The following is a 26604-nucleotide window of genomic DNA, read 5'->3' as shown; positions in this document are numbered from 1 at the left end:
GCGGATCACGCCGCCCCGGTGAGCGGCGCCGGCCGTGCGCCGGGCTTGGCCAGCAGCAGCTGGCAGGTGCCGATGGTGCGCTCCATGAAGCCGCCCTCGCAGTAGCAGAGATAGTAGCGCCACATGCGGATGAAGCGCTCGTCATAGCCGAGCCGGCGCACGGTCTCCAGGCTGGCCTCGAAGCGATGACGCCACTCGCGCAGGGTGCGGGCGTAGTGCTGGCCGATCTCGTCCAGGTCGACGACGTTGAGCGAGGTGTGGCGGGTCAGTCCGTCGAGGATGGCGCGGTGCGACGGCAGGAAGCCCCCCGGGAAGATGTAGCGCTTGATGAAGTCCATCTCGCGCTTGGCCTCCTCGTAGCGCTGGTCGCGGATGGTGATCGCCTGCAGCATCGCCTGGCCGTCATCGGTGAGCAGCCGGTCCAGGGTCGCCAGGTAGGTGCCCAGGTACTGGTGGCCCACCGCCTCGATCATCTCCACCGAGATCAGCCGGTCGTACTGGCCCTCGAGCTCACGGTAATCCTGCTGGAGCAGGGTGATGCGCTTGCCCAGCCCCTCCTCCTCGATGCGCCGCGCCGTGAAGGCATACTGTTCCGCGGAGATGGTGGTGGTGGTCACGCGGCAGCCGCGGGTCTTCGCCGCATGGATGGCCAGCCCGCCCCAGCCGGTGCCGATCTCCAGCAGGTGGTGGTGGGGCTGGACATCGAGCTTCTCGAGCATCAGGTCGAGCTTGTGGGTCGAGGCCTCCTCCAGGCTCGCCTCGGGGTGCGGGAAGACCGCGCTGGAGTACATGCGGTGGTCACGGTCGAGGAAGGTGGCGAACAGCGCATTGCCGATGTCGTAGTGGGCGGCGATGTTGCGCTTCGATCCGCTCAGGCTGTTGCGCTGCAGGCCGTAGAGGGCGCCGAGCAGCCAGCGTCCGAGGCGTGCGGGGCCGTTCTCGATCTCGCCGTTGACCCGTTCCAGGTTGGCGGCGAACAGTCGCACCAGGGCCACCGGGTCGTCGGCATCCCAGTCCCCCTCCATGTAGGCCTCGGCCGCGCCCACGGTGCCGCCCAGTGCCAGGCGTTTCCAGGCCCGGTGGTGGCGCACCACCAGGGTGGCCCGCAGCGGCCCTCCCTGGCCCAGGTGATGGCGCTTGTGACCGTCGATCAGGGTGATGTTGCCGCCCTCCAGGCGGTCGAGCTGGGCCAGCACCCGGGGTTTGAGCCAGCGGGTTAGCCGGTCGCCCTCGGGGGCCAGGGGGCGGGCAGTGGCGGAGCGAAGGGTGTTCACGACGAGCTCTCCTCACGGGAAGGGGGGTCCTGGCCGGGATGGTCATGGACGGGAATGCGCTTGAGCCAGAGTCGCAGCGCCTCGAAATGGATGCCGGCGAGGGTCTTCAGGCTCATCCATGGCTGGCGGGCCAGGGTGGCCAGCAGCACGCCGCGGGTGGCCGGTCGGGCCTGCAGGGTCAGGGTGGCGTCGAAGTGGCGCTCGCCGTCCTTCCAGTTCTCCATGTGCATCGACAGGGTCTCGCCGGGGGTGTCGAAGCGCCAGCGGTAGGTCATGTCCATGGGGTTGAAGGGCGAGACGTGCATGACCTTGTCGAACTCGGCGACATGGCCGTGGCGCCGAGGCGACACGGCGCAGGCATAGCGGGTGCGCTCCCCCCAGGGCGTGTTGCTCACCTCGCCGAGCACCGCGCGCAGCTCGCCGCGGGCATCATAGGCGTAGTAGAGCGATACCGGGTTGAAGCCCAGCCCCAGGGTGCGCAGCTGGGTCAGCACGCAGATGCGCCCGTCCGGGGCACTGCCCAGCTGGCGCTCCAGCTCCTCGCGCACCGCCTGCTTGAGGGGGCGGTCGTGGGGGGCCAGGTAGTCCTCGCGGCGAAAGCGCGCCAGCGCCGGGCGTCGGGCGCTGAAGCCGGGCACGCCGTCGAACAGCTCGGGGAGCTCGTCGAGGTCGAGCCAGGCCATCCAGAGGCCGTACTCGAAGGCATGCGGTCGTGGCAGGAAGCGGCGATGGCGCAGGGTGCCACGATAGATGCGCGAGCGCGGCGAGCGGGTCATGCCACGCGCTCCTCGGCGGCCGGTGCCGGCATGGCCGGCTGCACCTCGTGATGGTCGTCCTCGTCGCAGCCCAGGGCGCGGGCCACCCGCAGGGCACTCCAGACACCGTCCTCGTGGAAGCCGTTGCGCCAGTAGGCGCCGCAGTAGTGGGTGCGCTGCTCGGGCCCGGAGATCTCGGCATGGCGGGCCTGGGCCGCCTGGCCGGCCAGGGTGAACTGGGGATGGGCATAGGTGAAGCGGCCCAGCACCCTGGCGGGGTCGATGGCGGCGCTGTCGTTGAGGGTCACGCAGAAGGTATGCGGGGCGGTGATGCGCTGCAGGATGTTCATGTCGTAGGTCACCGAGACCCGGGCGTCGTCGCCGCGTCCATCGAGGCGGTAGTTCCAGCTCGCCCAGGCGCGCCGGCGGCGTGGCAGCAGCCGGGTGTCGGTATGCAGCACCACCTCGTTGTCGGCGTAGGGCAGGGCGCCGAGGATCTCGCGTTCGGCGGCGCTCGGGTCGTCGAGCATCGCCAGCGCCTGGTCGGCGTGGCAGGCCAGCACCACCTGGTCGAAGGCCTGGATGCCGCCCGCGGTGCGCACCTCGACCCAGTCGGCATGGCGGCGGATGCCGCGCACCGGGGTGGCCAGGTGGATGCGGCCGGCGCAGGGCGCGGTCAGCGCCGGGATGTAGCTGCGCGAGCCGCCCACCAGGGTGTGCCACTGGGGCCGGTCGTTGACCGACAGCAGGCCGTGGTGGCGGAAGAAGCGCACGAAGAACAGCAGCGGGAAGTCGCGCAGGTCGCGGATGCTGGCCGACCAGATCGCCGCGCCCATGGGCAGCAGGTAGTGGTGCTGGAAGTCGTCGTCGAAGCCGTTGGCCTCAAGCCAGCCGCCCAGGGTCATGGCGGGGTCGAGCCGGCCCTCCTCCAGTGCCCGGGTCGCCTCGCGGTTGAAGCGCAGGATATCGCGCAGCAGGCGATGGAAGCTGGGTCGCAGCAGGTTGCGCCGCTGGGCGAACAGGCTCGCCAGGGTGTGGCCGTTGTACTCGAAGTCGCGTGCCGTCTCGTGCACCGAGAAGCTCATCTCCGTGGGCTGGCTGGCCACGTCGAGTCTCGCCATCAGCCGCTGGAAATGCGGGTAGGTCCAGTCGTTGAAGACGATGAAGCCGGTGTCTATCGCGTAGTGCCTGCCCGCCAGCTCGACATCGACGGTGGCGGTATGGCCGCCCAGGCGGTCGGCGGCCTCGAACAGCGTCACCTCGTGGCGGCTCGACAGGTACCAGGCAGCGGCCATGCCACCGATGCCACTGCCGATCACGGCAATGCGTCGGGCAGCATGCCGGCGGGCAGCGTCACGGGGCGGGTGCGGCGGTGTGAACGAGGCGGTCATCGGCGGGTCTCCTGGCGTGTCATGCGCCGTCCCAGGCGGAGGCGCAGGCCCGGGGGCAGGATGCCCGCCAGCCGCACCAGCAGCGTGAAGCGTCGCGGGAAGTGGATGTCCAGGCGGCGCCTGGCGAGGCCTTCGAGGATCGCCGTGGCGGCCTCGTCGACGGTCACGCGCATGGGCATGGCGAAGTCGTTGCGGTCGGTCAGCGGGGTCTTGACGAAGCCGGGGTGGATCAGGCTCACGTCGATGCCTTCGGCGGCCAGGTCGAGGCGCAGCGACTCCAGGAAGTGGCTCAGTGCGGCCTTGGAGGCGCCGTAGGCCTCGGCGCGCGGCAGCGGCAGGTAGGCCGCGGCGCTGGAGGTGGCGGCCAGCAGCGGGCGCCCGCCCTCGGCGCGGGCCCGGCGCAGCAGGGGCAGGGCGGCCGCGACGCCGTAGACGGCACCGAAGAAGTTGGGGGCGAAGACCCGCTCGACGAGGTCGACATCGAAGTCGCGGACGTCCAGGTACTCGCAGGTCCCGGCATTGAGGATCACCAGGTCCAGGCCGCCGAATGCCGCGCCCAGCCGCTCGCCGGCTTGGCGCACGGCCTGGCGGTCGGCCACGTCCAGGGGCAGCAGCAGGGCGTTGTCGCGACCGGCGGCGAGTTCACCAAGCGCCGTCTCGCTGCGCGCGCTGAGCGCCACCCGGTGCCCCTCGTCGAGCAGGCGTTCGGCCAGGGCACGGCCGATGCCCGAGGTGGCCCCGGTCAGCCAGATGCGCTGCCTGTCGCTCGCTGTGCTCATGGTCTCTCCCCGTTCTCGGCGGCCTTCAGTGGGCCAGTTGTCGCTTCACCAGTCGTATCGCGCCCCCCAGCAGGGGCAGGCGCTCGTAGAGCAGGGCGCCGGCATCGAAGTAGTCGCGGTGCCTGGCCACCCGGCCGTCCTCCGCGAAGCGCAGGTGCGAGCATCCCTCGACCTCCACCTCGCGTCCGCCGTCGAGGCGGGGATGCACCAGGTGCATCGTCCAGGTGACGAATGCCGTGTCGTGCCGTTGCAGCGTCTCGTGGAAGGTGAAGCGGCACGATGTCACGTTGTCGTACAGGGTGCGGAAGTAGGCCTCCAGCGCCTCCCGACCCCTGATCTGGTGCAGCGGGTCGATGAAGTCGACGTCGTCAGTGTATACCTCGTATAGCTTCGTTGTACAGGTCTTGTCCAGTTTATTGAAGAAGGCGCAGAAGGCCTCCAGGTCAGGTGCCTGGCGCATGGCAGGGTCTCCCTTGTCAGATGGCCATTATGCCGCGTTCAGGGCCTTGAAGGCCTCCAGGGCGCGAGCTCGGGCGGCCCGGTGGTCGACGATCGGGGCCGGGTAGTCGACGCCGCCCAGCAGGTCGCGTGAGGGGGCATGACGGGCCTTCGCCGGCAGCCCGGCCAGCGCCGGCAGCCACTCGGCGAGGAAGCGGCCGTCGGGGTCGAAACGCGTCGATTGGGTCGTGGGATTGAAGATGCGGAAGTAGGGGGCGGCATCGGTGCCGGTGGAGGCGGCCCACTGCCAGCCGCCGTTGTTGGCGCAGAACTCGCCATCCACCAGGTGGCGCAGGAAGAAGGCCTCGCCGCGGCGCCAGTCGATCAGCAGGTGCTTGGCGAGGAACATGGCGGTGACCATGCGCAGGCGGTTGTGCATCCAGCCGGTGGCGACGAGCTGGCGCATGGCGGCATCGACGAGCGGGTAGCCGGTGCGTCCCTCGCACCAGGCGGCGAAGCCGGCCTCGTCGTCGCGCCAGGCCAGCCGCTCGGTGTGCCGCTGGAAGGGGCGATGGCGACAGACCCGCGGGAAGCCGACGGCCACGTGGCGATAGAACTCCCGCCACACCAGTTCGTTGACCCAGGCCGTGAGCCCGGCGTCGCCCTCGGCCAGGTCGCCGTCGTTCTCGGCCAGCACCGCCTGCAGGCACTGGCGGTGGGAGATCATGCCCAGCGCCAGGTAGGGCGAGAGCTCGCTGGTGCCGCGGATGGCCGGGAAGTCGCGCTGAGCGGCGTAGTGGCGTCCCCGGAAGCGCAGGAAGCGCTCCAGGCGGTCGGCGGCGGGTCCCTCGCCGGCCGGCCACTGGCGGCCGTCGACGGGCGTGTCCTTCAGTCCGGGAAGCTCGGGCAGCGGGTCGGACGCGATGTCGAGCCGCCCCTGGGGCGGCGGGGTGTCGTGCAGGGCGATCCGTTCCGGCGTCAGCTGGCGGTGCCAGGCTTTGGCGAAGGGGGTGAAGACCCCGTAGTAGTCGCCCTTGCCGGTGAGCAGCTCGCCGGGCGCGAAGGCCACGGCGTCATGGTGACCGGTGGCGCTGAGGCCCGCCGCGTCGAAGGCCTCGATCACCGCGGCGTCGCGGGCCCGCTCGTCCACCGGGTACTCGCGGTTGAAGTGCAGGGCGGCGGCATCGGTCTCCCGGGCGATGGCCAGCAGGGCCGCCGGGGCCTCGCCGAAGTCGTCGATGTCGCGGTGCAGCAGCGGAATGCCGAGGCCGCCCAGGCCGTCGTGCAGGGCGGCCACCCCGCGGCCCCAGAAGTCGAGCTTGTTGGCGCCGTGCCCGTGGCGCTGCCAGTGGGGGAGGCTGCGCAGGAAGACGGCGATCACGGGCCCCTGGCGGGCGGCCGCGGCCAGGGCGGCGTTGTCCTGGAGGCGCAGGTCGCTGCGGAACCAGGCGATCACGGGGCGGGTCATGGACGGCTCCGGTTCAGCGCACGGGAAGGTGGGCCTGGAGGCGCTCCATGGCCTCGCCAAGGTCATCGCCCAGCAGCTCCACCCGGGTCTCTTCCAGGTCGGCCTCGCGGATGCGGGCCATGGGACCGCAGGCCATCAGCGGCACCTCGAGCTGCTCGGCGAGGCGCGGCAGCTGGCGCCTTACCAGCTCGGCCTTCTCGGCCTTGCCGCTGGCCAGCAGCAGGGCCGTCGCCTGGAAGCGTTCCACCGCCAGCGGAAGTTCGCTGCAGGGCAGCGGGGCGTCGAAGAGGTGCACCCGATAGCCGCGGTCGCTGGCGGCCAGGGCCGTGAGCAGCACCCACAGCGGGGACGGGTCGTCGGGCAGGGGCGCGACCAGCAGCGTCGGTCCCCTGCCCAGCCGGTTGGCATGCAGGAGCCGGGTGCCGATGCGGGTGCGCAGGAAGGTCTCCAGGGTGCGGCGCTGCAGCACGTCGCCCAGCTGCTCCCCCCAGCCCTCCTCGAGCTGACGGACCACCGGCTGCCAGAGCTCGGCCAGGCAGGTCGGCACCGGGTAGAGCGCCAGCGACTGGTTGAATAGCTCCTCCAGGCGCGTCAGGTCCAGGGCCTGCACGGCGCTCACCAGCAGGCGACGCTGGCCGGGCCAATCACCGGCCGCCGGCGCCGGGGCCTCCGCGGTCTCCGGCTGGTCGAGCAGTTCGCGGACCTGGCTGACCGGCACCCCGCGATTCAGCCACTGCAGGATGCGCTCGACGCGCTCGATATCCTCGCGCGCATAGAGGCGGTGCCCCTTGGGGGTTCGCTGCGGCTTGATCAGGCCGTAGCGTCGCTCCCAGGCGCGCAGGGTGACGGAGTTCACCCCGGTCAGCCGGGAGACCTCGCGGATCGGGTAGAGCGGGGTGTCGGCCGGACGCCTTGCCTCGTCATTCATGAGCGTGCCGACTCCCTTGCCTGCTCGGCGCAGTGTGGGAAGGGGGCCCGCCAGTGCGGGGCGCCGGAGCCGTGGGCGAGCAGGATCTGGGCATAGGACATGGGAGTCTCCAGTCGCGATGGGATCAGGGGGCGTCGGCCGTCAGGGCCTCGCCGAGATGGTGGCCGGAGAGCCAGGCATCCTCGACCCGGGGCCCGCGCCAGCCGTCGCCGCACAGTGCCAGCCCCGAGGACGAGCGGCGGTAGTCGCGGTTGACGGCCTCGCCCCCGGCGAAGACGTCCGGCTGGGCGTGGCGCCAGAGGTGGGCCCCCAGGTCGGTGGGCTCGGGCAGCGCGACGCCGCGTGGCAGGCGCCCTCGGAAGGCGTCGAGCAGCGCCCGGGCCACGGCCTCGGCATCGCGCTCGAGGTGGGCCTCGCTCCACTCCAGTCGCGCCAGCAGGCTGAGGCTCTCGCCCTGGCCGTGCCGGCCGGGCTTGTGGTCGTTGCGGCTGACGAAGCGCAGCGCATCGGCGGCCGGCGCCCGGTCCTGGTCGAGGTCCAGGCGCACCGCCTGCCAGTCGTCACCGACCCCCGGCAGGGACGGTAGCGGCGCATCGAAGCGCGCCCAGGCCGCCCAGCAGGGACGCTGGATCACCGCCTCGCAGGCCTCCGCCAGGGCCGGCTCGTGCCCGGCCAGCAGCGTCGCGGCCTGGGGCGTCGGTACGGCGATGACCACCCGGGCGAAGGGGCCGTGGCGCTCGTCGTGCTGGTCCAGCAGCCACCAATGGCCGTCACGGGATTCGAGGCGCTCGATGCGCGTGCCGGTGGCGACCTCGAGCCCCTCGGCTAGCCGGCGGGTCACGGCACTCATGCGCGGGGTGCCGATGAAACGCTCGACGTCGTCCCGGTGACGCTGCCAGCCCGTCTCGCTCACCTGCCAGAGGGTCTCGGGCCAGGGGGCGACGTGGCCCGCGTCCTGCCAGGCGGTGACCCGGCGACGGAAGGCCGGGTCGCGCACGCTGAAGAACTGCGCGCCCAGGTCGACCACGGCGCCCGGCAGGCGTCGGCTGGACATGCGCCCCCCGGGGCCGCGACCCTTGTCGAAGAGGCGCACCGGCAGGCCGGCCGCGCGCAGGGCCTGGCCGCAGGCGAGGCCGGCGATACCGGCGCCGATGATGGCGGTGGAAACGGGAGGCTGGGGCATGGTCATCTCGTGCAGTCAACGGCGTTCATCGCTAGACTAGCAGAAGTGTACAACGGCTGTATAACTCACGGTGGCTTGGGAGGGATTCCGGATGCGAGTGCTGATCACGGGCGGCAGCGGTTTCGTCGGGCAGCGGCTCTGCCGGCGGCTGAAGGAGGCCGGGCATCGCCTGCTGGTGGTGTCGCGGGAGCCGGAGCAGGTGCGCGACCGCCTGCCGGAGGGCTGCGATATCCGCCGTTCGGTGCTGGACTTCGTCGACACGCCGCCGGACGCCATCGTCAACCTGGCCGGCGAGTCGATCGCCGCCCGGCGCTGGAGCGACAACCAGAAGAAGCGCCTGATCGATTCCCGGGTCAACGTCACCGGCGACCTGGTGATGCTCTGCGAGCAGCTCCAGGCCAGCCAGGGCCGGACACCCCGGGTGATGGTCTCGGCCTCGGCGATGGGCTACTACGGCGACCAGGGCGATCGCGAGGTCACCGAAGAGACTCCGCCCCATGACGAGTTCGCCCACCGCCTCTGCAAGCGCTGGGAGGACACCGCCCGGGAGGCGGCGGATTTCGGCGTGCGAGTGGCCCTGCTGCGCATCGGCCTGGTGCTCGATGCCGGCGGCGGCAGCCTGCAGAAGATGCTGCCGCCCTTCAAGCTGGGGCTGGGCGGTCGCTTCGGCGACGGCACGCAGTTCATGCCCTGGGTCCACCGCGAGGACCTGGTCAGCGCGATCCTCTTCCTGCTCGAGCGCGAGGACCTGGAGGGCCCCTTCAACGGCAGCGCGCCCCATCCCGTCACCAATGCCGAGTTCACCCGCACCCTGGCCAAGCAGCTGGGGCGTCCCGCCCTGATGCCGGTGCCGGCCATTGCCCTGGAGACCGCCTTCGGCGAGATGTCGCGGCTGCTGTTGACCGGTGCCGACATGCGCCCGGCCCGGCTGCTCGAGGCGGGCTTCGAGTTCAGGTTCCCGACGCTGGAAAAGGCCCTGGCCGATATTCTGGGCTAGCAGCCAAGCGGCCAAGCCGCCAAGCCGCCAAGTTGGACCGGTAAGCGCCAGGGCGCCGGGCATGACTCTCCGGCTGCGACTTAGGCTTATCCAGCCTACAAGACCTCCCGAAACGCATCGAGGGGCGCCGGGGACAGGTCGCAGAGGAGGTCCTATGCCAGGGGTGAGGAGGATTCCTCCGAACGGGCTGGCCATGGATGGCCAGCACCGGCCCTGCAAGCGGAGCAGGATGCGAGAGCACAGCAGGGCATCGGTAGCGCCCATGGAAGGGTTCACAGCGCCTCCTCGCAGGCCTGTCCCCGGATCAGCCCCGACCCGCGGCGTCAGCGCGTCTCGTCACCCACGGTGACGATCACCCGTACCGCATCGAGGCGTAGCCGGGTGCCCTCGATCGCCTCGTCCAGAGCGGCACGCTCGGCGCGCAGCGCCTCGAGCTCGTCGGCGCGTACCGCCGGGTTGAGCCGCGAGAGCGCCTCGAGGCGGCTGAGCTCGGCATCGAGCTCGGCCCGCATGCGCACCTGGGCGGCCTCGACGATGCTCGGCAACTCCCGCTCGGCCTCGGTCTCGGCGCCGTCGAGCAGCTCGCGCAGCCGGTCGTGGCGGCTCTTGATCAGGTCGCGGGCGACCGCCTTCTTGACCTTCTGCACCGCCCTGGAAAGGCCGGTAAAGGAGATCTTGTCGGTCAGGTTGGCGCCGGACTCGTCGAGCAGCACGCGCACCGCGGTGGGCGGCAGGAAGCGGTTGAGGTGCAGGCGCTTCGGCGCGGGACAGTGGGTGCGGAAGACCAGCTCGACCATCAGGCGACCGGCGGGAATCGCCGGGTGCCTGAGCAGCGCCAGGGCGGTGTTGCCCATGGGGCCGTCGAGGATCCGGCCCATCATCTCGCGCAGCAGCGGATGCTCCCAGGAGAGGCGCTGGACGTCGTCCCGGGCCAGCGCGCGGGCGCGGGAGAAGGTGGCCGAGAAGCCCTCCTCGCCTTTCACCAGGCCCGGCAGGCCGTCGAGCATCTGCGGGCTCGGCTGCAGGTGCAGGATGTCGCCGCCCAGCTCCTGGCTGTCGACGCCGAAGATGTCCAGCGCCTGGTCCAGGTAGCGGGTCAGGGCCTTGTCGGCGTCGAGCTCGCGGATCGCCTCGATGACCGCATCGGCGCGTTCGTGACGGCAGGCGTTGAGCTCCAGCAGGCGGTTGCGGCCGGCGTCGCGCTCGGCCAGGCGCGCCTCGAACAGCGCCCGCGTCTCCGTGATCACCTCCTCGAGGCTCTCGTCGTCGAGCAGGCTGTCGGCCAGGGCGTCGCCGAAGGCGGCATGGATCTCGCTGCCCAGGCCATGGGGCGCGCTGAAGGCGTCCATGCCCTGGTGATACCAGCGCAGCAGCTTCTCGCCGGGGCTGCCGGCGAACACCGGCACATGCAGCTCGATGGCGTAACGCTGGCCGATGCGGTCGAGCCGGCCGATGCGCTGTTCGAGCTGGTCGGGGTGCAGCGGCAGGTCGAACATCACCAGGTGTCGGCAGAACTGGAAGTTGCGCCCCTCGGAGCCGATCTCCGAGCAGACCAGCACCTGGCAGCCCTCCTCCTGGTCGGCGAAGGCCGCCGCGGCGCGGTCGCGCTCCACCAGCGAGAGCCCCTCGTGGAACACCGGGGCCTGGTAGCCGCCGAGCACCCGCAGTCCCTCGGCCAGGCCCAGGGCGGTCTCGCGGTCATGGGCGATCACCAGCACCTTGTCATCGGCGAAGCCGCCCTCGTCGTCGGCGAGGCGCTCCAGCAGCCAGGTCACCCGCGGGTCGAACTGCCACCAGGGCTCGGTGTTGAGCGGGTCGTCGGTCAGCGCCCGGTACATGGCATCGGGGTAGATCAGCACCTCGGGATGGTCGAGGCCGGTCTCGATCAGCAGCTCGTCGAGGTAGTCCTCGTCACGCGCCAGGCGGCGCAGCACCCGGCGGTAGGAGGAGGGCGCCTCGAGCTCGGCGATGTGCAGGCGGCGCTCCGGGAAGCCGCCCACGTGGCGGCGGCTGTTGCGGAACATCACCCGGCCGGTGCCATGGCGGTCCAGCAGCTGGTCGCGCAGCTGGTCGCGGGCGGCGGCGTGCTGGTCGTCGCCGCGCTCGGGGTCGGCCAGGGTATCGAGCAGGGCCAGGCTGTCGGGCTCGGCGATCACCGCGGCGACCCGCGAGCGGTCGGCGTCCTCGCCCGGCAGGCGCTCCAGAGCGTCGATCGCCTCGGCGACCTCCACGTAGTGCTGCTCCTCCTCGCGGAAGGCCTCGAGGCTGTGGTAGCGATCCGGGTCGAGCAGGCGCAGGCGGGCGAAGTGGCTTTCCAGGCCCATCTGCTCCGGGGTGGCGGTGAGCAGCAGGATGCCGGGCACCTGGGCGGCCAGGCGCCCCACGCAGGCGTAGCCGGGGCCGCTCTGTTCCGGGCTCCAGTCCAGGTGGTGGGCCTCGTCGACGATCAGCAGGTCCCAGTCGCAGGCCAGCGCCTGCTGCTGGCGATGGGGGTTGGCGAACAGCCAGTCCTGGCTGGCCAGCACCAGCTGGCCGGCCTCGAAGGGGTTGGCGTCGCCGTGGGCCTGGCTCTGCTGCTCGTCGAGCAGGGTGACCTCGAGGGCGAAGCGGCGCAGCAGCTCCACCAGCCACTGGTGGGTCAGGCTCGCCGGCACCAGGATCAGCGCCCGCTCGGCGCGACCGGTGAGCAGCAGGCGATGCAGGATCAGCCCCGCCTCGATGGTCTTGCCCAGCCCCACCTCGTCGGCCAGCAGCACCCTTGGCGCGTGGCGACGGGCCACCTCGTCGGCGATGTAGAGCTGGTGGGGGATCAGGTCGATGCGCGGGCCGGCCAGCCCGAGCGCCGGGTTCTGCTCGATGCGGTGGAAGTGGTGCAGGGTGCGAAAGCGCAGGTCGAACCAGTCGTTGCGGTCGACCTGGCCGGTGAGCAGGCGGTCGCGGGCCTGGTCGAACTGCATGGTGTCGGCGAGCCGCGCCTCGGGCAGCTCGCAGAGTTCGCCGGCGTCGTCCTCGCCGATGTAGACGATCAGGCCGCCGACCTCCTTGCTGTCGTCGACGGTCATCTGCCAGCCCTCAGTGGACTGGATGCGGTCGCCGCCGCCGAAGGCCACCCGGGTCAGGGGGGCATTGCGGCTGCTGTAGGTGCGGGTTTCCTGACTGGCGCCGAAGAGCACGGTGACGCTGCGGGCGTCGACGTTGAGGATGGTGCCCAGGCCGAGTTCGGCCTCGCCGTCGCTGATCCAGCGCTGGCCGGGAGAGTAGTCGCTCATGGTGCCTCGGGGATGCTTGGGATCGGTTCGGTGCCGCTGGCCACACCCGGCCCGGCGGCGACAGGGCGCGGTATCTTACAGCAAAGCCCGGCGCGGCTTAAGCACTCCCTCCGATCAGCGCTCCTCCAGCCATGTCGACAGCTGCGCCCGGGTGAGCTCCCCCACGTGCTGATCCAGGGCGCGCCCCTCGCCATCGAACAGCAGGGTGGTAGGCAGGCCCGGCGACTCGGCCAGCACCATCAGCCGCTGGCGCGGGTCGAGCAGGGCATGGCCGAAGTCGAGGCCCTGGTCGTCGAGGTAGCGCACCACCTGCAGCAGCTCCTCGCCCTGGTTGACGATCACCACGGTGACCCCCTCCCGGGTGTCGGCCTCGGCCAGCAGCGGCATCTCGCGACGGCAGGGTGGGCACCAGGTCGCCCAGAGGTTGACCACCACCCGTTCGCCGGACAGAGACTGCAGGTTCACCTCTTCGCCGTCGAGGTTCTCCAGGGCGAGGTCGGGCAGCTCGCGCAGGGCCATGCCGCCGCCGAGCGGGGCCAGGGTGACCAGCGTCAGCCACAGCAGCGAGGCGCCCAGCGCCAGGCCCATGCCGCCCAGCATCGCCCCGAGCCGGTCGCGCAGCGACCAGGCGGTCCAGCCCAGCGCGGCCAGCAGGCCCCAGAGGCCATGGTAGCCGGGCTGCCACAACTTGAGGATGTCCAGGGGCGCCTCGACATAGGTGCCCAGGTTCATCAGCCCATGCCCCAGGCGGGCGCCGACCAGCCAGGCCAGCAGCAGGCCGTTGAACCAGCGGGCATGGCGGCGCCGGGGCAGGCCGAGCAGGAAGGCGCTGGCCGCCAGCAGGGCCAGGGCGGCGAGGAAGGCATAGAGGCGCGGCAGCGCGATCAGCACGGGCCCCAGGGCGATGGCATCCATGTCGTGGCGGTGACTCCCGAGAGGTCGGCGGCGGGCGCCGCAGCGGTTACACTGGGCGAGTTCGATTCGCCAAGCCTACTGCCGGCGGGCAGGGCTGTCATCCAGCGGGAGCACTCATGGCACGACCGGCCTTCGATACCCTGCGCGCCCTGGCGATCGCCAGCCAGGCGACGGGCTTCATCCTGATCATCACCCTGGAGACCCTGATGGGGGATGCCGCGCGCCCCTGGCAGGGCTGGACCCTGGCGGCCATGGTGACGGCCGCCCTGTGGATCGCCCTGGTGCGCCTCTACCGCCGCAACAAGGCGCGCAAGGCCATGGCCAGGCGCCTAGCCGACGATGATGGCGATGTGGACTGACCGGGTCGCAGGGTGCCTGTGGCGGGGTGGGCTGCTGGCGCTGACCCTGCTGCTGGCCGGCTGTGCGGCCTCCCCGGTCGCCCGGGAACACGCCTCGGCCCTGCCCCCCGAGGCGATCGCCTCCACCGCCCTGGGCCGCTGGGCCCTCGACCAGGCCGCGCCCCATGGTCGGCTGAACGGCCTGGCGCTGCTCGCCGACGGCCGCGATGCCTTCGCCGTGCGCTCGCTGCTCGCCGCCCGGGCCGAGCGGCGCCTGGACATCCAGACCTACCTGATGGGCGATGGCATCACCACCCGGGCCCTGCTGCACCGAGTGCTGGAGGCCGCCGAGCGCGGCGTGACGGTGAGGCTGCTGCTCGACGACATCGGGGCCGTCGGCCAGGATGCGCGCCTGGCCGCCCTGGACAGCCACCCGCGCATCCAGGTGCGGGTCTACAACGCCGTGCCGCTGGGGCGGGGCCACCTGGCCAGCCGGGTACTGGCCTCGCTGCCGGTGGCCGGCCGCCAGCACCGGCGCATGCACAACAAGCTGTGGCTCGCCGACAACGCCCTGGGCATCGTCGGCGGGCGCAACCTGGGCGACGAGTATTTCAGCGCGGGCTCTCCGCGCAACTTCGCCGACCTGGACCTGCTGGTCATGGGCCCGGTGATGGAGCCGCTGTCGCGCAGCTTCGACCTCTACTGGAACCATGGCCTGGCCCAGCCCATCGGCCGCTATCGCCAGGCCGACCCCGGCGCCTGGCGGGTGCTGCGCGACCGGCTGGCCGCCTGGCTCGAGGCGCGCAGCGACTCGACCTACTTCATGGCCCTGCGCGAGCGCTACGAGAGCCGTTCCCGCACCCGGCTGGCCGATGCCCTCCACTGGGGAGGGGCCGAGGCCCTCTGGGACCCGCCCGGCAAGCCGGCGCGCCGCGGTCGGCCACCACTGGCCGAGACCATGGCCGGCCAGCTGGCGCAGCGGGTGGCCCCCGAGTCGCGGCTGCTGCTGGTCTCCGCCTATTTCGTGCCCACCGAGGCGGGCAGCCGCCGGCTGCAGGCTCTTGCCGAAGCGGGCGTCGAGGTGACGGTGGTCACCAACTCCCTGGAGGCCTCCGACATGCCGGTCGTCCACGGCGCCTACGCGCCCTACCGGGCGGCGCTGCTGGAGAGTGGCGTGGCGCTCTTCGAGCTGCGCGGCGACCTGGAGGGTGACGGCGACTCGCGCGACGAGCATCTCGGCAGCTCTGGCTCGGTGCTGCACATCAAGGCGCTGGGCATCGATCGGGATCGGCTCTTCGTGGGCTCGGCCAATGCCGATCCCCGTTCGGTGTGGTGGAACACCGAGGTGGGGGTGCTCGCCGAGAGCGGGCCGCTGTTCGACGACTTCATGGCGTTCGTGGCCGAGGGGGCGAGCCCCCAGCAGAGCTATGCCCTCGAGCTCGATGACCGGGGACGGCTGCACTGGCTGACGCTGATCGATGGCCGGCCGGTTCACCTCGAGCGTGAACCGGGCTCGTCGTGGGCGCGTCTGATCGCCTGGCTCAGCGGCGTGCTGGGGCTGGAGCCCTGGCTCTGACGCCTTCCGTCCCCCGTGTATGCTGGGAACAGCCGACGACAGGGAGGAGCCATGTCCGACTCGACGTCCGTGGATGCCCCGGAGGCATCGCCGTCACGCCTGGCGCGCCTCAAGGTCCCGCTGGGGCTGGCGCTGGGGCCGCTGGCCTTCCTGCTGCTGGCGCTGGTGGAAGCGCCGGCACAGATGCCAGCGGCGGCCTGGCAGGTGGTGGCGCTGACCGCCTGGATGGCGATCTGGTGGGTGCTGGAGCCGGTGCCCATCGCGGTCACCGCCCTGCTGCCGGTGGCCGTGCTGCCGCTCATGGGGGTGGCGCCCATCGACCAGGTGGCGGCGCCCTATGCCAATCCGCTGATCTTCCTCTTCCTCGGCGGCTTCCTGTTGGCCGAGGCGATCCAGCGCTGGAGCCTGCACCGCCGCATCGCCATGCTGGTGCTGCGCGTCTCCGGACTGCGTCCGGACCGACTGGTGGGCGGCTTCATGGTCGCCACGGCGGCCCTGAGCATGTGGGTCAGCAATACCGCCACCGCCGCGCTGATGGTGCCCATCGGTATCTCGGTACTGAGCATGCTGGAGCGGGAGGGCGGCGAGGGCGCCAGCCACCACATGGCCCTGACGTTGCTGCTGGGGATCGCCCTGGCCGCCAACATCGGTGGCATGGGCACCCTGATCGGCACGCCGCCCAATGCGCTGCTGGCCGGCTTCATGGCCGACAACTACGACATCGAGATCGGCTTCGCCCAGTGGATGCTGGTGGCCGTGCCCCCCGCCCTGCTGCTGCTGGTGCTCGCCTGGTGGCTGCTGACCCGCTGGATCTACCCGGTGAGCCACGACGAGTTGCCGGGGGTGGCGGAGATCCTTCGCGAGCAGGCCGAGGACCTGGGCCGCATGAGCCGTCCCGAGCAGCGCGTGGCGGCGGTCTTCGCCCTCGTCGCCCTGGCCTGGGTCACCCGCCCGCTGCTGGAATCCTGGCTGCAGGTGTCGCTCAGCGATGCCGGCATCGCCGTGATCGGGGCCCTGCTGCTGTTCGTGGTGCCGGCCCGCTGGCGCCAGCGCCAGTTCCTGATGGACTGGGACAGCGCCCGTCAGCTGCCCTGGGGAGTACTGGTGCTGGTCGGCGGCGGGCTCAGCCTGGGCACGGCGATCGAGGGTAGCGGCCTGGCCGCGGCGGTGGCCGAGGGGCTGGGGGCCTTCGGTGCCTGGCCGACCTGGGGCCTGGTGGCGATGGTCGTGGTGGTGGTGATGCTGATGAGTCACGTGACCAGCAATACCGCCACCGCGGCGGCGATCCTGCCGCTGACGGCTTCGCTGACCGTGAGCCTCGGTGCCAGCCCGCTGCTGCTCTCCGTGCCGGTGGCCATGGCGGCGAGTTGTGCCTTCATGCTGCCGGTGGCCACCCCGCCCAATGCCGTGGTCTTCGGCAGCGGCCGGCTGAGCGTGGCGGAGATGATGCGCGCCGGGGCCCTGGTGGGGCTGGCGGCGGTCATGGTCATCACCCTGGTGGTGTTTGCCCTGGCCATGCCGGTGCTGGGTTTCGGCTGGAGCGTTTGATCCAGGACATTGCCGGATTGCCGTCAGCGTCTGGCGCCTGTCGGGTTTGACCGACTCTCTCAGTAGATTAGCGTTAAGCCCGACAGGCGCCTAGGCTAGGATTCAGGAGGGGTGCCGCGGGGTATCCCGGTATGTCACTGAAAGGACAGAAATCATGTACCAGTCAATCCTCGTTCCCATCGACGGTTCCAGCCATGCCGAGAAGGCACTCCAGGTGGCCGCCCAGCTGGCGAAGGGGACGTCCGCCGTCCTGCACCTGATGACCGTGGCCGAGTTTCCGCCGGACAACATCGGCCTGTTCACCGGTGGCACGGCGGAACCCTTCTCCGAGGAGGAGCGCGAGAAGCTGGCGGCGGGGATGAAGGAGGAGGCCCACAAGGCGATCGACAAGGCGCGCGCCACCGTCGATCTCTCCGGCATCGAGGTCAAGGAGGTGGTGCGCCAGGGGCGCCCGGCGGAGCTGATCACCGGCGAGGCCGAGGAACTCGGTGTCGATGCCATCGTCATGGGCAGCCGCGGCGTCAGCGACGTGCGTGGCATGGTGTTCGGCAGCGTCTCCCACAAGGTCAGCCATACCGCCGGTTGCACCGTCATTACCGTGACCTGATGAGTCAGGGGGCCGGATGCTCGATGGTCTTGCCCCTTCATCAGGCGGTCGGTGCCGGGGCAACGGCACGCACCTGGACATAAGGACCCGGTGCTTCTTCAAATGAGGTCGTCAGGACATGCCCGGCTCTGCTGGTGCATGGCCACGGTCCTTGCGTTCCCGGGTACCCCCACCCTGTAGACTCGCCGCAAGCCATGCGGCATGACGCCCCAGGAAGTCGGGCGACACAAGCGGACCGGTAATCCGCTCAGCCTGGCTGCCGAAGCTCTCCCGTTGCCGGACAAGCCCAGCGGCCATGGCATGAGGGCAAGTATCGTGGCGACGAGGGTGGGCCAGCGCACCGACAAAGATCGCCGGCAAGAGTATCTTGAACCAACCCTGCGTCTCGTTGACTTCAAGCCGAGGTTCAGGCGTTGATACCAGTCATTCTCCGGAGAAATATATTATGAAAAAGCGCAAGATCGGAGACCGAAAGGACGAGGAGTGCCAGACCAAATGACGAATAACCCGATGAATATGATGTTTGAGTGGATGAAGGTGGCCTCTTCCTACAACAGGATGACGCTTTCTGCCGGTGAGGTGATCGCCCGTCGCATGATGATGATGGCCAGTGGCGGGATGACCGGCCCCGATGCCATGGGCATGATGATGGAGAAGGCGACGATCTTCGCCACGGCGAGCGAGCGAGCGGCAGTGGCGGCGGCCAGCGGTGCCGATCCCGTACGGATCACGGCGGCGGCGCTGAAGCCCTACAGTACCAAGACGCAGTCTAACGTGCGTAAGCTGCGCCGCTGAGCGGAGTACCTTCATGCGGCGATAACCGCTACCAGGAAGACCAGTAACGCAAAACCGCCACTCGGAATGATCCGTAAGTGGCGGTTTTTTACTGTGTTCTCTGGTCGGAGTAGCAGGATTCGAACCTACGACCTCTGCCTCCCGAAGGCAGCGCTCTACCAAGCTGAGCTATACTCCGATTCTTTCTTGCGTCGGGTCTGTGCTGACCGACGGAGCGCATTATACGCAAGCCTTGCCGGCATGCAAGCCCCTTGAGCGGCTTTGCGCCGCTCAGTTCTGCCGGTCGACGGCCAGTCGGGCGAGCTCGGCCATGCTGTCGCGGAAGGGGCTCTCGGGCAGCACCTCGAGCTGTGCCAGGGCCTTGTCGGCCATCTCCTCGGCGCGGGTCCGGGTGTAGTCCAGGGCGCCGGTGTCGCGCACGATGGCCAGCACCTCGTCCAGGTGGTCGAGGCCGCCCTGGCGGATGGCCTGGCGCACCAGGCTGCGCTGCGCGGGGGAGCCGGCGGCCATGGCCTGGATCAGCGGCAGGGTCGGCTTGCCCTCGGCCAGGTCGTCGCCCACGTTCTTGCCCATCGCCTCGGCGTCGCCCTGGTAGTCGAGCAGGTCGTCGATCAGCTGGAAGGCCAGGCCCAGGTAGCGGCCGTAATGCTGTAGGGCCGCCTCCTGGTCGGGGCTCGCGTCGGCGAGGATGGCGCCGCTGTGGGAGGCCGCCTCGAAGAGCATGGCGGTCTTGCCCTGGATGGTCTCGAAGTAGGCCGCCTCGTCGGTGTCGGGGTTGCCCACGTTGGTGAGCTGCTGTACCTCGCCCTCGGCGATGGTGCAGGTGGCCCGCGAGAGCACGTCCATGATGCGCATGGAGCCCACCTCCACCATCATCTGGAAGGAGCGGGAGTAGAGGAAGTCGCCCACCAGGACCGAGGGAGCGTTGCCCCAGGCATCGTTGGCCGTGGCCTTGCCGCGTCGCATGTGGGACTCGTCGACCACGTCGTCATGCAGCAGCGTCGAGGTGTGCATGAACTCGACCAGCGTGGCCAGGGTGATGTGCCGGTCGCCGGCGTAGCCCAGTGAGCGCGCCGCCAGCAGCACCAGCAGCGGGCGCAGCCGCTTGCCGCCGCTCTCGATGATGTACTGGCCGATGGTCTCCACCAGCGGGATGCGCGAGGCGAGCTGGTCCATGATGGTGCGGTTCACGGCGAGGAAATCATCGGCCACCGCGGCATGAAGGGGCGACGCGAGCGCGGGTGACTGGGGCGGTGCGGCGTTGGCTGGCATGGAGGCGGTTTCGCGGGTAGGTGGGGCCGGGGCGACGGGCGCCCCTTCTGGCATCGGGTTGCCGGCCATGCTATGGGGCCCCCATGGGGGCGTCAAGCCGGTGCTGGTGGGCCCTCGGCCGGGGTGCCGGCCACGCCCCCGGGAGGGCGCTCCACGGGTTGTGCGGTCGTTCGCCCGCGGTTATAATCCGCGACCCACTCATCACGCTCCCTGTCAGATGGCTGCCGGAAGGGGCGCCACTCGCAGCAGGTCGATGAAGAGCCAACACCCGATGAGTCCTGGAGAGAAAAGCATGTACGCAGTTATCAAGAGCGGTGGCAAGCAGTACCGCGTTCAGGAAGGCCAGACTCTCAAGCTCGAGAAGCTGGAAGTGCCGACCGGCGACACCATCGAGTTCGACGAGGTCCTGCTGGTGGGCAATGACGAGGACGTCACCGTTGGCGCCCCGCTGGTCGACGGTGCCAAGGTGGCGGCCGAGGTCGTCTCCCACGGTCGTGGCGACAAGGTCACCATCATCAAGTTCCGTCGTCGCAAGCACCACATGAAGCGTCAGGGCCACCGCCAGTGGTTCACTGAAGTCAAGATCACCGGGATCTCCGCGTAAGCGGCTGTTCCCCTGAACGAGCGAGGTATTTGCAATGGCTCACAAGAAGGCAGCGGGTTCCACCCGTAACGGTCGCGACAGCGAATCCAAACGCCTCGGCGTCAAGCTGTTCGGCGGCCAGGTCGTCAACCCGGGCAACATCATCGTCCGCCAGCGTGGCACCAAGTTCCACGCCGGCACCGGCGTCGGTATCGGCAAGGACCATACCCTGTTCGCGCTGGACGAGGGCGTGGTCAAGTTCGAGACCAAGGGTCCGAAGAACCGCAAGTTCGTCAGTGTCGTCTCTGCCTGAGATCCCTGACGCTTGCAGCGAGAAGGCCCCGCCCAGGCGGGGCCTTCTTGTATCATGGCGGCATGGGCCGTCAGGAGAGTAAGAGATGCAGTTCGTCGACGAAGCCTCGATCATCGTGGAAGCCGGCAAGGGCGGCAATGGCTGCCTGAGCTTCCGCCGCGAGAAGTATGTGCCCAAGGGCGGCCCCGACGGCGGCGATGGGGGCCATGGCGGCACCGTCTACCTGATCGGGGACGATGCCCTCAACACCCTCATCGACTTCAAGTACCAGCGCTTCTACAAGGCGCAGAACGGCCAGCCCGGCATGGGCCGGCAGATGAGCGGGCGCGCCGGCGAGGACCTGCACGTCAAGGTGCCGGTGGGCACCACGGTGATCGACGAGGATACCCTCGAGGTGATCGCCGACGTTACGGAGATCGGCCAGGTGGTGCTGGTCGCCCAGGGCGGTCGTCGGGGGCTCGGCAACATCCACTTCAAGTCCTCCACCAACCGGGCGCCGCGGCGCACCACGCCGGGCACCGAGGGCGAGCGCCGCAACCTGCGCCTGGAGATGAAGGTGATGGCCGACGTGGGCCTGCTGGGCCTGCCCAATGCTGGCAAGTCGACGCTGATCCGCTCGGTCTCCGCGGCCAAGCCCAAGGTCGCCAACTACCCCTTCACCACCCTGGTGCCCAACCTGGGCGTGGTGAAGCTTGGCCTGCACGAGCACTTCGTGATGGCCGACGTGCCCGGCCTGATCGAGGGGGCCTCCGACGGCGCCGGCCTGGGGCTGCGCTTCCTCAAGCACCTGACCCGCACCCGGTTGCTGTTCCATGTGGTCGACGTGGCGCCCTTCGACGAGTCCGACCCCGTGGAGGCCGCCGAGGCGATCATCCACGAGCTGGGCGAGTTCTCCCCGGCGCTGGCCGAGCTGCCGCGCTGGCTGGTGCTCAACAAGCTCGACCTGCTGCCGACCGAGGAGCGCGAGGCGGTGGCCGACGAGATCGTCCGTCGTCTGGGCTGGGAAGGGCCGGTGTTCCGCATCTCGGCGATTTCCAGCGACGGCACCGATGCCCTGGTCCAGGCCGCCTATCGCTGGCTCACCGAGCAGCGCCGCCTCGAGAACGAGGACGAGGAGGCCGCCGAGCGGGCCCGCGAGATGCGCGCGCGCATGGAGGACGAGGCGGTGGCCCGCACCGAGGCCCGCCTGGGCCGCAAGCGCAAGCGCGATGACGAGGATGACGACGACTATGACGTCGAGGTCGAGTACGCGCCCTGAGGGGCGGTCGATCCGCAAGCTGGGTGCCCGTTGACGGGTGAGCCGAGGAAAGGATGGAAAGCAACGAGCAGGTGGCAGGCCGCGAGGCGCTGATCGGCGCCCGCCGGGTGGTGGTGAAGATCGGCAGCGCGCTGCTGACCAACGACGGCCGCGGCCTCGACGAGGCGGCCATTGGCGGCTGGGTGGACCAGATCGCCGCGCTGCATCGCCGGGGCATCGAGGTGGTGCTGGTCTCCTCGGGGGCGGTAGCCGCCGGCATGGTGCGCCTGGGCTGGCAGGCCCGGCCCTCGGCGGTTCACGAGCTCCAGGCCGCGGCGGCGGTGGGCCAGAACGGCCTCACCGAGTGCTACGAGGGCCACTTCGCCCGCCATGGCTTGCTCACCGCCCAGGTGCTGCTCACCCACGACGACCTCTCCAACCGCAAGCGCTACCTCAATGCCCGGTCGGCGCTGCGCACCCTGGTCGCGCTGCGGGTGGTGCCGGTGGTCAACGAGAACGACACCGTGGTCACCGACGAGATCCGCTTCGGCGACAACGACACTCTGGGCGCCCTGGTCGCCAACCTGCTGGAGGCCGACGCCCTGGTGATCCTCACCGACCAGGAGGGGCTGTTCGATGCCGACCCGCGCAGCCATCCCGAGGCGCGGCTGATCGCCGAGGGGCGCGCCGACGACCCGAGCCTGGCCGCGGTGGCCGGCGGTGGCGGGGCGCTCGGTCGCGGTGGCATGACCACCAAGGTGCGCGCGGCCCAGCTGGCGGCCCGCTCTGGCGCGGTCACGGTGATCGCCAGCGGTCGCCAGCCGGACGTGCTCGGCCGCCTGGCCGAGGGTGAGCGGCTGGGTACCCTGCTGCTGCCCGAGCAGGCCCCCATGGCGGCGCGCAAGCGCTGGCTGGCGGGACAGCTGCAGGTGCGCGGCAGCATGACCCTGGACGCCGGCGCGGTGAAGGTGCTCAAGGGCAGTGGCTCCAGCCTGCTGGCGGTGGGGGTGACCGCGGTCAGCGGCCAGTTCCGCCGCGGCGACATGGTGCTCTGCGTCGACGACCAGGGGCATCGCGTGGCCAAGGGGCTGGTCAATTACGGCGCCGACGAGGCGCGCCTGCTGGTCGGCAAGCCCAGCCACCAGATCGAGGCCATCCTCGGCTACATGGAGGCGCCGGAGCTGATCCACCGCGACAATCTGGTGGTGCTCTAGCAACTACCGGCTGAATCATCGCAGATGGTGGTGACGCTCGAAGCTGTTCCGGCGACAGGTCTGCGAGGGGGCGCTGTGAACCCCTCCTTGGGCGCTACCGACGCCATCCCTGGCGTAGGACCCCCTCTTCGCCCCGTCCCCGGCGCTTCTCGCTTTGCACAATCGTTGGGCTATGGCAAGCACGGGGTTGGCATGATAGGATACGCCATCCTCTCAGACACGGCCCCTAAGCGACTGCGCTCGATGGCGCAGTCGGCAACATGGCCAGGCCGGCGGGGATTTTTTATTTCCCTGTTGGATCATACAGTTATCAAGTGTCGCCCACAGATGGCGACCACAACTTTCTCCAAGGAGACAGTCAGTGGCGAACAGCAAGCAAGCCCGCAAGCGTGCCCGTCAGGCGGAAGGTCGTCGTGTCCTGAAGGCGAGCCAGCGCAGCATGGTCCGTACCTACATCAAGCGCGTCATCAAGGCCATCCAGGGCGGTGACCACGCCCAGGCCATGGACGCCTTCAAGCAGGCGCAGCCGGTCATCGACCGCATCGCCGACAAGGACGTGCTCTCCAAGAAGAAGGCCGCGCGCCTGAAGAGCCGCCTGAACAAGCGCATCAAGGCACTCGCGGCGTAAGTCGGGAGCGCCAGCAGAAAAACCGGCTGCGGCCGGTTTTTTTGTGTCCGCGATTCTTGCCGAGCGCCCGCCGAGGCGCCGAACGAGGAACAGACGGTGACGGATCACGAACAGCCTCCCGAGCCCCGGGACGACGAACGCCAGACACCTGAGGGCGGCCCCCGCCCGCCGGCCGTCGACGACCACGACCGCGCGGTGGCGCCCAAGGCGGGCGGCCTGATGCGCTCCGGCCTGGTGGTCAGCGTGATGACCATGCTCTCGCGGGTGATGGGGCTGGCGCGCGACGTGGTGATCGCCACCCTGTTCGGTGCCGGCAACGGGGCGGACGCCTTCTTCGTCGCCTTTAAGATCCCCAACTTCCTGCGCCGCCTGTTCGCCGAGGGGGCCTTCAACCAAGCCTTCGTGCCGGTGCTCTCGGAATACGCCACCCGCGGCAGCAAGCGCGAGGTGAAGGAGCTGCTCGATGCGGTGGCCGGCAGCCTCACCGCGGTGCTGGCGCTGATCACGGCGCTGGCCATGCTGGCCTCCCCCTGGCTGGTGTGGGCCTTCGCGCCGGGCTTCGGGCGCGACCCGGAGAAGCTGGCGCTGACCGCCGACATGCTGCGGCTGACCTTCCCCTATCTGCTGCTGATCTCGCTTACGGCCTTCGCCGGCAGTACGCTCAACACCTGGAACCGCTTCGCCGTGCCGGCCTTCACCCCGGTGCTGCTCAACCTCTCGCTGATCGGCGCGGCGGTGCTGCTCACGCCGCTGTTCGAGGAGCCGGCCATGGCGCTGGCCTGGGGCGTGCTGATCGCCGGCGGCGCCCAACTGGCCTTCCAGGTCCCCTTCCTGGCGCGGCTGGGGCTGCTGCCGCGGCCCTGGCCCGACTTCGCCCACAGCGGCGTGCGGCGCATCCTGCGGCTGATGGCGCCGGCGCTGTTCGGCGTCTCGGTCTCCCAGATCAACCTGCTGCTCGACACCGTGCTGGCCTCTCTGCTGGCGGCGGGCAGCGTCTCCTGGCTCTACTACTCGGACCGCCTGGTGGAGCTGCCGCTGGGGGTGTTCGGCATCGCCATCGGCACGGTGATCCTGCCGGCGCTCTCCAAGCGCCATGCCGAGCAGTCCGGCGAGCACTTCGCCGCCATGCTCGACTGGGCAATCCGCGCCGTGCTGCTGCTCGGCCTGCCCGCGGCGCTGGCCCTGGCGGTGCTCGCCGAGCCGCTGCTGATCTCGCTGTTCCACTACGGCGCCATGACCGAGCGCGACATCGCCATGGCGGCGATGAGCCTGCGGGCCTATGCCTTCGGCCTGGTGGCCTTCATGCTGATCAAGGTGCTGGCGCCGGGCTTCTTCGCCCGCCAGGACACCGCCACGCCGGTGAAGGTGGGCATCATCGCCATGGTCGCCAACATGGTGTTCAACCTGATCCTGATCTGGCCCCTGGCTCATGCCGGCCTGGCGCTGGCCACGGCGCTCTCGGCCTTCCTGAATGCCGGCCTGCTGGGTTGGCTGTTGCGCAAGCAGGGCGTACTGGTCTTCCAGCCCGGCTGGGGGCGCTACGCCGTGCAGCTGCTCGGCGGCTGCACGGTGATGGGCGTGGGGCTGGCCTGGCTGGCCCCCGAGTGGCAGGCCTGGCTCGAGTGGAGCGTCTGGACCCGCGCCGGCTGGCTGGCGGTGCTGGTCTCGGCCGGGGTGGCGGTCTACTTCGCCTGGCTGGCGGCCTTCGGGGTGCGGCTTCGCCATTTTCGGATGAAGGGCTGAAGGATGCCAACCAACCGCCGCTCCGCGACGGATCGCGACGCAAGCGTTGCTCCCACAATTCATGGACGGTGGCTGGGGGGCATGTGGGAGCGGTGCTTGCACCGCGATGGAGGCAGCTTCGGATGGCCCATGGCGGCAAATCGCCGTGCAAGTCGAAGCGTCGAACCGTCAGCTCCCACAAAAAGCAGCCGATCACCGGCCTCCACAAGAGGCGGCGGGGAAAGACCAAGCCGCGCCGGCTGTCAAGGGCCCCCCGGTCCGTTATAATCGTGGACTTTATTTCCCAGCGTGATGACGCCCATGCGAGTGATTCGAGGACTGCACAACCTGCGTGACGAGGATCGCGGCTGCGTGGCCACCATCGGCAACTTCGATGGCGTGCACCGCGGCCACAGGGCGATCCTCGACCAGTGCCGCGAACAGGCCGCCCGGCTCGGCCTGCCCGTCACCGTGGTGGTCTTCGAGCCCCAGCCCCGGGAGTTCTTCGCCGGCGACCAGGCGCCGCCGCGGCTGACCCGGCTGCGCGACAAGGTGGCGCTGCTCGGCGAGTGCGGGGTCGACCGCATCCTCTGCCTGCCCTTCAACGATGCCCTGCGCAGCCTCACCGCCCTGGAGTTCATCGAGCGGGTGCTGGTGGACGGCCTGGGCGTGCGCCACCTGGTGGTGGGTGACGACTTCCGCTTCGGCTGCGACCGTCGCGGCGACTTCCACCTGCTCACCGAGGTGGGCGAGACACGCGGCTTCGGCGTCGAGCATACCCGCACGTTCACCATCGACGACGAGCGGGTCTCCAGCACCCGGGTGCGCACCCTGCTGGCCAGCGGTAACTTCGCCGCCGCGGCGCGCCTGCTGGGCCGCCCCTACCGGCTGGGCGGCCGGGTGGTGCCCGACCGGCAGCTGGGCCGCACCATCGGCGTGCCCACCGCCAACCTGCCGCAGCCGGCCCGGTCGTTGGCCCTGCAGGGCGTCTATGCGGTGGTTACCGAGCTCCCCGACGGGCGCCGCCTGCCCGGCGTGGCCAACATCGGCTGGCGCCCCACGGTGGGCAGTGAGCGGCCGGTGCTCGAGGTGCATCTCTTCGATTTCGACGGCGACCTCTACGGCAGGCGGCTGACGGCGTTCCCCTGCGCCAAGCTGCGCGGCGAGGTGAAGTTCGACGACTTCGCGGCCCTGAAACACCAGATCAGTCTCGACCTCAAGCGGGCCCGTGCCTACTTCGCGAACCACGCCGCCGACCGACAGGCCGGCGACGGTGATGATCTTCCTCTGGCATCGGCGCCGCTGGCGCGCGAGGCCGTGACTTCCGATTCCTCGGCGGGTACGCCCGCCGACCACGACGACGGCTGACCCCCA

24 protein-coding genes and 1 tRNA gene are annotated in these 26604 nt (G+C 70.2%); 13 read left to right on the top strand and 12 right to left on the bottom strand.

The window, feature by feature from the left end:
• Window positions 1–5 precede the first annotated feature (5 nt).
• The 8 genes from QLQ83_RS05110 to QLQ83_RS05075 form a co-directional block, all read right to left on the bottom strand.
• The gene (locus QLQ83_RS05110) at window positions 6–1274 is read right to left on the bottom strand and encodes an SAM-dependent methyltransferase (protein ID WP_282734472.1); all 1269 of its coding nucleotides are present in this window, start codon (window positions 1272–1274) and stop codon (window positions 6–8) included.
• Window positions 1271–2050, bottom strand: a complete 780-nt coding sequence (locus QLQ83_RS05105; RefSeq protein ID WP_282734471.1) for a DUF1365 domain-containing protein — start codon at window positions 2048–2050, stop codon at window positions 1271–1273. The genes QLQ83_RS05110 and QLQ83_RS05105 overlap by 4 nt, the downstream gene beginning before the upstream one ends.
• Entirely contained in the window at window positions 2047–3420 is a 1374-nt protein-coding gene (locus tag QLQ83_RS05100) for an NAD(P)/FAD-dependent oxidoreductase (protein WP_282734470.1), read from the bottom strand. Before QLQ83_RS05100 ends, QLQ83_RS05105 begins: the two co-directional genes overlap by 4 nt.
• Window positions 3417–4199 carry an SDR family NAD(P)-dependent oxidoreductase gene (locus tag QLQ83_RS05095; protein ID WP_282734469.1) on the bottom strand — a complete coding sequence of 261 codons (783 nt, stop codon included), beginning with the start codon at window positions 4197–4199 and terminating at the stop codon, window positions 3417–3419. The genes QLQ83_RS05100 and QLQ83_RS05095 overlap by 4 nt, the downstream gene beginning before the upstream one ends.
• A gap of 25 nt (window positions 4200–4224) precedes the next feature.
• Entirely contained in the window at window positions 4225–4659 is a 435-nt protein-coding gene (locus tag QLQ83_RS05090) for a nuclear transport factor 2 family protein (protein ID WP_282734468.1), read from the bottom strand.
• Window positions 4660–4686: 27 nt separating this feature from the next.
• A complete protein-coding gene (gene phrB / locus QLQ83_RS05085; RefSeq protein WP_282734467.1) occupies window positions 4687–6105 on the bottom strand; it encodes a deoxyribodipyrimidine photo-lyase in 1419 nt (472 codons plus the stop codon).
• 13 nt (window positions 6106–6118) lie between these two features.
• The gene (locus QLQ83_RS05080) at window positions 6119–7033 is read right to left on the bottom strand and encodes a MerR family transcriptional regulator (RefSeq protein ID WP_282734466.1); all 915 of its coding nucleotides are present in this window, start codon (window positions 7031–7033) and stop codon (window positions 6119–6121) included.
• A gap of 124 nt (window positions 7034–7157) precedes the next feature.
• On the bottom strand, window positions 7158–8216 hold the full coding sequence (locus QLQ83_RS05075; RefSeq protein WP_282734465.1) for an NAD(P)/FAD-dependent oxidoreductase: 1059 nt from the start codon (window positions 8214–8216) through the stop codon (window positions 7158–7160).
• A gap of 91 nt (window positions 8217–8307) precedes the next feature.
• Between QLQ83_RS05075 and QLQ83_RS05070 the strand changes: the two genes are divergently transcribed.
• Window positions 8308–9213 carry a TIGR01777 family oxidoreductase gene (locus tag QLQ83_RS05070; protein ID WP_282734464.1) on the top strand — a complete coding sequence of 302 codons (906 nt, stop codon included), beginning with the start codon at window positions 8308–8310 and terminating at the stop codon, window positions 9211–9213.
• Between the two features lie 323 nt (window positions 9214–9536).
• Here QLQ83_RS05070 and rapA read toward each other — a convergent pair whose 3' ends face one another.
• Together rapA and QLQ83_RS05060 are read right to left on the bottom strand one after the other, a co-directional pair.
• The gene (gene rapA / locus QLQ83_RS05065) at window positions 9537–12482 is read right to left on the bottom strand and encodes an RNA polymerase-associated protein RapA (protein WP_282734463.1); all 2946 of its coding nucleotides are present in this window, start codon (window positions 12480–12482) and stop codon (window positions 9537–9539) included.
• Between the two features lie 114 nt (window positions 12483–12596).
• On the bottom strand, window positions 12597–13397 hold the full coding sequence (locus tag QLQ83_RS05060) for a TlpA family protein disulfide reductase (RefSeq protein ID WP_282734462.1): 801 nt from the start codon (window positions 13395–13397) through the stop codon (window positions 12597–12599).
• Window positions 13398–13513: 116 nt separating this feature from the next.
• On the opposite strand from QLQ83_RS05060, the gene QLQ83_RS05055 reads away from it, so the two are divergent.
• The 5 genes from QLQ83_RS05055 (at window position 13514) to QLQ83_RS05035 (ending at window position 18261) form a co-directional block, all read left to right on the top strand.
• Window positions 13514–13756: a hypothetical protein gene (locus QLQ83_RS05055; protein WP_282734461.1), complete on the top strand. Its 243-nt coding sequence runs from the start codon at window positions 13514–13516 to the stop codon at window positions 13754–13756.
• Window positions 13746–15311, top strand: a complete 1566-nt coding sequence (locus QLQ83_RS05050; RefSeq protein ID WP_282734460.1) for a phospholipase D family protein — start codon at window positions 13746–13748, stop codon at window positions 15309–15311. Before QLQ83_RS05055 ends, QLQ83_RS05050 begins: the two co-directional genes overlap by 11 nt.
• 51 nt (window positions 15312–15362) lie before the next feature.
• Window positions 15363–16859, top strand: a complete 1497-nt coding sequence (locus QLQ83_RS05045) for an SLC13 family permease (RefSeq protein ID WP_282734459.1) — start codon at window positions 15363–15365, stop codon at window positions 16857–16859.
• Between the two features lie 154 nt (window positions 16860–17013).
• Window positions 17014–17466, top strand: coding sequence for a universal stress protein (locus QLQ83_RS05040; protein WP_282734458.1), 453 nt, complete (start codon window positions 17014–17016; stop codon window positions 17464–17466).
• Between the two features lie 495 nt (window positions 17467–17961).
• The gene (locus QLQ83_RS05035; RefSeq protein ID WP_282734457.1) at window positions 17962–18261 is read left to right on the top strand and encodes a hypothetical protein; all 300 of its coding nucleotides are present in this window, start codon (window positions 17962–17964) and stop codon (window positions 18259–18261) included.
• Between the two features lie 101 nt (window positions 18262–18362).
• On the opposite strand, the gene QLQ83_RS05030 is transcribed toward QLQ83_RS05035, so the two are convergent.
• Window positions 18363–18439 (bottom strand) — tRNA-Pro (locus QLQ83_RS05030).
• Between the two features lie 92 nt (window positions 18440–18531).
• Window positions 18532–19533 carry an octaprenyl diphosphate synthase gene (gene ispB / locus QLQ83_RS05025; RefSeq protein ID WP_282734456.1) on the bottom strand — a complete coding sequence of 334 codons (1002 nt, stop codon included), beginning with the start codon at window positions 19531–19533 and terminating at the stop codon, window positions 18532–18534.
• Between the two features lie 292 nt (window positions 19534–19825).
• Between ispB and rplU the strand changes: the two genes are divergently transcribed.
• From rplU to ribF, 7 genes are all read left to right on the top strand, one after another.
• Window positions 19826–20137 (top strand): 50S ribosomal protein L21, encoded by a 312-nt coding sequence (gene rplU, locus QLQ83_RS05020; RefSeq protein ID WP_040183063.1) that lies wholly within the window; start codon window positions 19826–19828, stop codon window positions 20135–20137.
• Window positions 20138–20171: 34 nt separating this feature from the next.
• Window positions 20172–20429: a 50S ribosomal protein L27 gene (gene rpmA, locus QLQ83_RS05015; RefSeq protein ID WP_040183062.1), complete on the top strand. Its 258-nt coding sequence runs from the start codon at window positions 20172–20174 to the stop codon at window positions 20427–20429.
• Window positions 20430–20514: 85 nt separating this feature from the next.
• A complete protein-coding gene (cgtA, locus tag QLQ83_RS05010; RefSeq protein ID WP_282734455.1) occupies window positions 20515–21687 on the top strand; it encodes an Obg family GTPase CgtA in 1173 nt (390 codons plus the stop codon).
• A gap of 53 nt (window positions 21688–21740) precedes the next feature.
• A complete protein-coding gene (gene proB, locus QLQ83_RS05005) occupies window positions 21741–22880 on the top strand; it encodes a glutamate 5-kinase (RefSeq protein ID WP_282734454.1) in 1140 nt (379 codons plus the stop codon).
• 361 nt (window positions 22881–23241) lie between these two features.
• Window positions 23242–23508 (top strand): 30S ribosomal protein S20, encoded by a 267-nt coding sequence (rpsT, locus tag QLQ83_RS05000; RefSeq protein WP_282734453.1) that lies wholly within the window; start codon window positions 23242–23244, stop codon window positions 23506–23508.
• A 219-nt stretch (window positions 23509–23727) separates the two neighbouring features.
• Complete coding sequence (gene murJ / locus QLQ83_RS04995) at window positions 23728–25251, top strand: murein biosynthesis integral membrane protein MurJ (RefSeq protein ID WP_282734494.1); 1524 nt, start codon at window positions 23728–23730, stop codon at window positions 25249–25251.
• A gap of 300 nt (window positions 25252–25551) precedes the next feature.
• Window positions 25552–26598, top strand: a complete 1047-nt coding sequence (gene ribF, locus QLQ83_RS04990) for a bifunctional riboflavin kinase/FAD synthetase (RefSeq protein ID WP_282734452.1) — start codon at window positions 25552–25554, stop codon at window positions 26596–26598.
• Window positions 26599–26604 lie beyond the last annotated feature (6 nt).

The sequence above is a fragment of the Halomonas rhizosphaerae genome (assembly GCF_030010555.1).
GTDB classification, from domain to species: Bacteria; Pseudomonadota; Gammaproteobacteria; order Pseudomonadales; family Halomonadaceae; genus Halomonas; species Halomonas rhizosphaerae.
Note: the sequence above shows the minus strand (reverse complement) of the source record. Positions and strands in the feature narration are given on the sequence as shown.